The 6,224-nt window shown below is 53.1% G+C and carries 7 protein-coding genes; 3 read left to right on the forward strand and 4 right to left on the reverse strand.

Going from position 1 to position 6,224, the window contains the following annotated elements; all coding sequences use genetic code 11:
• Positions 1 to 3: 3 nt before the first annotated feature.
• The 4 genes from ubiE to IAD09_07900 form a co-directional block, all read right to left on the reverse strand.
• A complete protein-coding gene (ubiE, locus tag IAD09_07885; GenBank protein HIT82139.1) occupies positions 4 to 753 on the reverse strand; it encodes a bifunctional demethylmenaquinone methyltransferase/2-methoxy-6-polyprenyl-1,4-benzoquinol methylase UbiE in 750 nt (249 codons plus the stop codon).
• Positions 754 to 836: 83 nt separating this feature from the next.
• Positions 837 to 1,790 (reverse strand): phosphoribosylaminoimidazolesuccinocarboxamide synthase, encoded by a 954-nt coding sequence (locus IAD09_07890; protein ID HIT82140.1) that lies wholly within the window; start codon positions 1,788 to 1,790, stop codon positions 837 to 839.
• A gap of 13 nt (positions 1,791 to 1,803) precedes the next feature.
• Positions 1,804 to 2,826: a PhoH family protein gene (locus IAD09_07895; GenBank protein HIT82141.1), complete on the reverse strand. Its 1,023-nt coding sequence runs from the start codon at positions 2,824 to 2,826 to the stop codon at positions 1,804 to 1,806.
• 206 nt (positions 2,827 to 3,032) lie between these two features.
• Positions 3,033 to 4,016, reverse strand: coding sequence for an ROK family protein (locus tag IAD09_07900; protein HIT82142.1), 984 nt, complete (start codon positions 4,014 to 4,016; stop codon positions 3,033 to 3,035).
• 245 nt (positions 4,017 to 4,261) lie between these two features.
• On the opposite strand from IAD09_07900, the gene IAD09_07905 reads away from it, so the two are divergent.
• The 3 genes from IAD09_07905 to IAD09_07915 form a co-directional block, all read left to right on the forward strand.
• On the forward strand, positions 4,262 to 5,122 hold the full coding sequence (locus tag IAD09_07905) for an enoyl-ACP reductase (GenBank protein ID HIT82143.1): 861 nt from the start codon (positions 4,262 to 4,264) through the stop codon (positions 5,120 to 5,122).
• A gap of 201 nt (positions 5,123 to 5,323) precedes the next feature.
• Entirely contained in the window at positions 5,324 to 5,875 is a 552-nt protein-coding gene (locus IAD09_07910) for a sigma-70 family RNA polymerase sigma factor (GenBank protein HIT82144.1), read from the forward strand.
• Positions 5,876 to 5,929: 54 nt separating this feature from the next.
• On the forward strand, positions 5,930 to 6,224 hold a 295-nt coding region (locus IAD09_07915; protein HIT82145.1), incomplete at its 3' end, for a hypothetical protein.

Genomic DNA, 6,224 nt, shown 5'->3' on the forward strand with positions numbered 1-6,224 from the left:
ATCCTACTTCTTCCCTATATAGATGGTGCATACTCCCCGCGTGAGCGGACGGTAAGAAACCTCTCCAAACCCTGCTTTACGAAATATCGACAACATCTCTTCGCCCTGCGGAACGGCTTCGACCGAACGGGGCAAATAGGTGTATGCCTGCTTGTCGCTCGAAAACAAACGCCCCAACATGGGTATGACCCGACGGGCATAAAACCGGTACCCTTGCGCAAACGGAAATTGTGTCGGAGTCGACAACTCTATCACCATCAATATTCCCCCGGGTTTCAACACCCGGTACATCTCGGCAAAACCTTGGCTCAGTCGCTTGAAATTACGCACGCCAAAGGCCACCGTCACGGCATCGAAAGAGGCATCGGGGAAGGTTAGCGAAAGACAATCCTGCTTTTCAAAAACGACAGCGTCGTGCAGTTGCTGTTCCCGGCACTTCTCACGGGCAATGGCCAGCATGCCCTCGGAAAGGTCGATGCCCGTTATGGAGGGGGCATCGAGCATGCGGCACATCATAAAAGGGAGGTCGCCCGTGCCCGTGGCCACATCGAGTATGCGACGGGGGTGATAGCGCCGGAGCATCTTCAAGGCCGTTTTGCGCCACCCGCGATCGAGGCCGAAGGTCATGAGGCGGTTCATGCGGTCATAGACCGGTGCTATCGCATCGAACATGCGTTGCACCTGCACCTCCTTGCTCTCATCGCTGTCATAAGGAAGTATCGTCTCGGGATTATGGTGCGGCTTTTCGGTCATCTTGCCTGTAATGGGGATTGGAGAAATGACGGCGTGCGGAGAGAAGATGTTCTCTCCACACGCCGGTCATTCAAAAAGAGGAGTTATTTCCGGTTATTCAAAAATTCGGTCACATTCTTCTCGATGCGGGCGGCCACGTCTTCGGTATCGGCTTTGACAAATTTCTCACCAACAATGTGCTCATAGAGTTCGATGTAGCGGTCGCTGATGGAGGTGACGATGGCATCGGTCATTTCGGGTACCTGCTGGCCGGCTTTTCCTTGGAAGCCGTTGTCCATAAGCCACTCGCGGACAAACTCTTTGGAGAGCTGTTTCTGCGGTTCGCCTTTGGCAAAACGCTCTTCGTAGCCTTCGGAATAGAAATAACGGCTCGAATCGGGGGTATGGATTTCGTCCATGAGATAGATTTTCCCGTCGTGTTTGCCAAACTCATACTTGGTGTCGACAAGAATCAGTCCGCGCTCGGCGGCAATCTGCGTACCGCGTTTGAAGAGTTCCATCGTATATTTTTCGAGCAAGGCATACTCCTCGGGCGTAGCCAGTCCGCGGGCCAGAATCTCTTCTTTGGAGATGTCGGCGTCGTGCTCCCCTATCTCGGCCTTGGTCGTGGGGGTGATGATGGGCTCGGGGAATTTCTGATTTTCCTTCATGCCTTCGGGCAGTTTCACGCCACAGATTTCGCGTACACCGCTCTTGTAGGCACGCCAGGCGCTTCCGCACAAATATCCGCGCACGATCATCTCCACGGGGAATCCCTGGCACAGCACACCGACGGTCACCATGGGGTCGGGGGTAGCCACTTTCCAGTTGGGACAGATGTCGGTTGTCGCATCGAGGAACTTGGCGGCAATCTGGTTCAACATCTGACCTTTGAAGGGAATGCCTTTGGGAAGAATCACGTCAAAGGCCGATATGCGGTCGGTGGCCACCATAACCAACAGTTCGTCGTTGATGTTATACACATCACGCACTTTTCCGTGGTACACGCTTTTCTGTCCCGGAAAGTGAAAATCGGTTTTTACCAATGCTTTTTCCATATTCTTTACATATTTAGGTTCTTTGTTTTTGGGTGCAGGACTCATCTTTCCCGGCTCGCAGGCTCTCCTCGTTTTCTTTCCACAGGCGTTGCTGCCGGCATTTCTCGTCATAGGCGTCGTAAGCCTCGACAATGCGCTGCACGAGTTTGTGGCGCACGATGTCCTTCTTGGAGAACTGCACCTTGCCGATGCCGGGCACGTCGTGCAGCAGCTCGATGGCCTGCGACAGTCCCGAACGCTGCGAGGGGGGCAGGTCGATCTGGCTCATGTCGCCGGTGACAATCATCTTGGCGTTGAGTCCCATGCGGGTGAGGAACATTTTTATCTGGTGGGTCGAGGTGTTTTGGGCCTCGTCGAGAATGATGACGGCTTCGCCCAGGGTACGGCCACGCATGAAGGCAAGCGGAGCAATCTGTATGACGTTGTTGTCCATCAACTCTTTGAGGCGGGTCGCAGGAATCATGTCTTGCAGGGCGTCGTAAAGCGGTTGCAGATAGGGGTCGATTTTCTCTTTCATGTCGCCGGGGAGGAAACCGAGTTTCTCGCCGGCTTCGACGGCCGGACGGCTGAGGATAATCTTCTTCACCTCCTTGTTTTTCAAGGCTCGAACGGCCAAGGCTATGGCCACATAGGTCTTGCCCGAACCGGCCGGGCCGAGGGCAAAGACGAGGTCGTTCTCGTCGAAAGCCTTGACCAGCCGTTGCTGGTTTTCTGAACGGGCGACGATGGGCCGTCCGTTGACCCCGTGTATGATAAGGTTGTCTTTTTTCACCTCGGGCGGACGGTTTCCCTTCACGATGTCGATAATCACCGATTCATTGAGCAGGTTATATTCGGCACAGTAGCGAATGAGCTCATTCACCTTTTCTTCAAAGAGAGCCATCTCCACCTCATCGCCGATGGCTTTCACCACCAGCCCGCGCGCCAAGATGCGCAACTTGGGAAACAAGGTGCGCAACAGTTGCATGTTACTGTCGTTCAAGCCATAAAATATGACGGGGTCGACATTTTCAAGAATTATGACGCGTTCTATCATGCTTTGGGTTTTCTGACTCGACAAAGATACAAAATAATACGGTACACCCGCCGACGAGACAAAAGTTTTGAAAGACAACTTTTTTGTGCGGCATTGCAGGGTTTACGCCGGGCAGCGTGTCGCACCTTCGGAGACAAAAGAGGGAATGCGTCGTGAGGACACGACGCATTCCCTCTTTTCAGGTTTCTGCACAACGGCCTTTCCTGTCACTGCGCGGCTTCCCAGCCCAAGGCACTGGCACCGAGAATGGCGGCGTCGGCCTCGTTGAGTTGCGAGAGAACCAGTTCGACTTTTCCTTTATAGATATTGAGCAGGTTGTCTTCCATGGCTTCCTTGATGGGACGCATGATGAGGTCTCCGGCATGGGTAAGCCCGCCGAAGAGCACAATCATCTTGGGGCTCGAAAATGCCACGAAGCTGGCGAAAGCCTCGCCCAGGATTTTTCCCGTGTATTCAAAGATTTCCTTGGCCAAGGCATCTCCGGCCATGGCGGCGTCGTAGACATCTTTCGAGGTGATGTCTTGCACGGGTATGCGCCGCAGGAGGCTCTCGACACGTTGCAATTCGAGGAACTCACGGGCCGTGCGGGCCACACCGGTGGCCGAGGTGTAGGTTTCGAGACAGCCCGAGCGGCCGCAACCGCACAGGCGACCGTTGGGTCGCACGATGACATGACCCAACTCGCCGGCATTTCCGTCACTGCCGTAGACAAGTTGGCCATTGGCCACGATACCGCTTCCCACTCCGGTACCGAGGGTAATCATGATAAAATCCTTGACGCCGCGCGCCACACCGTAGGTCATCTCACCGATGGCCGCCGCATTGGCGTCATTGGTGATGCGCACGGGTATATGGAACACCTCCTCCATGAGCTTGACAAAAGGTACAACGCCCTTCCAAGGCAGATTTACCGCACCTTCGATGGTTCCTTTGAAATAGTTGGCATTGGGTGCACCCACACCTATCCCCACAATTTCCCCGTCGAGATTTTGAGATTCGACCAGCGACAAGAAGGCTTGGTGCAAATCCTGGATATAATCTTCGATGCGCTGGTGCTTGTTGGTTTTGATGGAATCCTTGGCCAAGACAGTACCGCGACTGTCGACAATGCCCAACTTGGTGTTGGTGCCGCCTATATCGATTCCTACGACATACGATTTCATGGTAACAGAGTAATTAAAAATGGTCATTGGTTGATTTCACAAATATATCACAATCTTTTGTTTTTTGGCGCGGTTGCGCCAAAAATCTCGTTACAAAAACACGCCCCCGACGAGAAAAGTTTTTGTCTTACAGGAAAATCTCCTTGCCTGAATGCGCAAATTACGCGACAAAAGATTGCCGGATAGAAAAAATAATGTACCTTTGCGACGTTAAAAAACCGGCACAAATTGCGCAAAAATGTGCAACTCACGTCGGATAAAAAACGAAATTTATGAGCAATAACTTATTGAAAGGGAAACGAGGCATTATTTTCGGAGCCCTTAATGACATGTCTATCGCATGGAAAGTGGCCGAAAGAGCCGTGGAAGAAGGTGCAACCATCACATTGTCGAATACGCCGGTCGCCGTGCGCATGGGACAAGTGTCGGAGTTGAGCGAGAAACTTCACGCCGAAGTGATTCCCGCCGACGCCACCTGCGTAGAAGACCTCGAAAACGTGTTCAAACGCTCGGTCGAAGTGCTGGGCGGGAAAATCGACTTCGTTCTGCACTCCATCGGCATGTCGCCCAACGTGCGTAAGAAACGTCCCTACGACGATCTCGATTACAGCCTGCTCGACAAGACCCTCGACATCTCGGCCATTTCCTTCCACAAAATGTTGCAAGTCGCCAAGAAACTCGACGCCATCAACGAATATGGCTCGGTAGTCGCCCTCTCGTACGTTGCCGCCCAACGTACCCTCTTCGGATACAACGACATGGCCGATGCCAAAGCCCTCTTGGAATCGATTGCCCGCAGCTTCGGATACATCTACGGTCGCGAAAAGAACGTGCGCATCAACACCATCTCGCAATCGCCCACGATGACCACCGCCGGTAGCGGTGTCAAAGGCATGAACTCGCTGATGGACTTCGCCAACCGCATGTCACCCCTGGGCAACGCCAATGCCGCCGAATGTGCCGATTACTGCATCGTGATGTTCTCTGACCTCACCCGCAAGGTGACTATGCAGAACCTCTATCACGACGGCGGATTTTCGAGCATGGGCATGAGCCTGCGCGCCATGGACCAGTATAACAAGAGTTTCGACGAATACCGCAACCCCGAAACGGGAGAAATCGTCTACGGATAACCTCCGAGCCCATCTTTCCCCCAACATAATGCAAAAAGCCCGGCGTTGCCGGGCTTTTTGCATAAAAAAGAGAAAGGACTTTAAACCTTTTTTCCCGTTTCGCGTCTAACCGCAGAATCATCGTCAAAAGCAGAAGAAGAGAAAATTCATTTTTTCTTCCTATCTTTACCGCCTCAAAACAAGAAGCCGGAAAAACGTATGTTGCCCGAATACAACGAAGAGATTATCGTCGCCCAGTTGCAAGACCCGAAACATTGCCGGGAAGCATTCGCACTGGTCGTGAGGCATTACAGCCAATCGCTCTACTGGCAGATACGCAAGATGGTGATTTCGCACGACGACGCCGACGACCTGTTGCAAAACACCTTCATGAAGGCATGGTCGAGCATCGCCTACTTTCGCGCCGAGGCTCGCCTGTCGACCTGGCTCTACCGCATCGCGGTAAACGAGACCCTCACCTTCCTGGCCCGGCAACGCCAACAAAACAACGTACCCATCGACGGAGACGATTCATTTCTGGCCGAACGGCTCGAAAGCGACGAATGGTTCGACGGAGAAGAAATACAACGCCTGCTGCAAGAGGCCATACTGCGGCTGCCCGAGAAACAGCGCCTCATCTTCAACATGCACTACTTCGACGAGATGAAATACGAAGATATTTCCCGCATTCTCGGTACCTCGGTCGGTGCCCTGAAAGCCTCCTACCACCACGCCGTCAAAAAAATAGAAGAATATTTAACATCGGCCGATTAAACCTTGTGCAAAGAAAGCAGTCTAACCATCGAAAATCATTCAAAGGCAAATCATATGGGAACTAAAAAAGAAATTTGGCAGAAGATCGACCGTCGGACCGGACTTACCGAGCCGGACGAGGCATACTTCGAGCAATTTGCCTCCCGTATCATGGAACAATTGCCCGAAATGGAACAACCCAAGGCACAACCCGTCTCCCTGTGGACACGCCTGCAACCGTGGATCTACATGGCCGCCATGTTTGCCGGCATCGCCCTCATGGTGCGCATCTTCTCCCCGAGCCAACCCTCGACCGAGACCGACATCGTTGTCGCCGAAGAGCGTCTCAGCAACGAATACTACGACGAAC

The organism is Candidatus Caccoplasma merdavium (assembly GCA_018715595.1).
Taxonomy (GTDB): domain Bacteria; phylum Bacteroidota; class Bacteroidia; order Bacteroidales; family UBA11471; genus Caccoplasma; species Caccoplasma merdavium.

Bases quoted from the DNA above. Each gene is read 5' to 3' on its own strand.
- IAD09_07890 (HIT82140.1), bottom strand. From the start codon at position 1,790: ATGGAAAAAGCATTGGTAAAAACCGATTTTCACTTTCCGGGACAGAAA.
- IAD09_07895 (HIT82141.1), bottom strand. From the start codon at position 2,826: ATGATAGAACGCGTCATAATTCTTGAAAATGTCGACCCCGTCATATTT.
- IAD09_07900 (HIT82142.1), bottom strand. From the start codon at position 4,016: ATGACCATTTTTAATTACTCTGTTACCATGAAATCGTATGTCGTAGGA.
- IAD09_07905 (HIT82143.1), top strand. From the start codon at position 4,262: ATGAGCAATAACTTATTGAAAGGGAAACGAGGCATTATTTTCGGAGCC.
- ubiE (HIT82139.1), bottom strand. From the start codon at position 753: ATGACCGAAAAGCCGCACCATAATCCCGAGACGATACTTCCTTATGAC.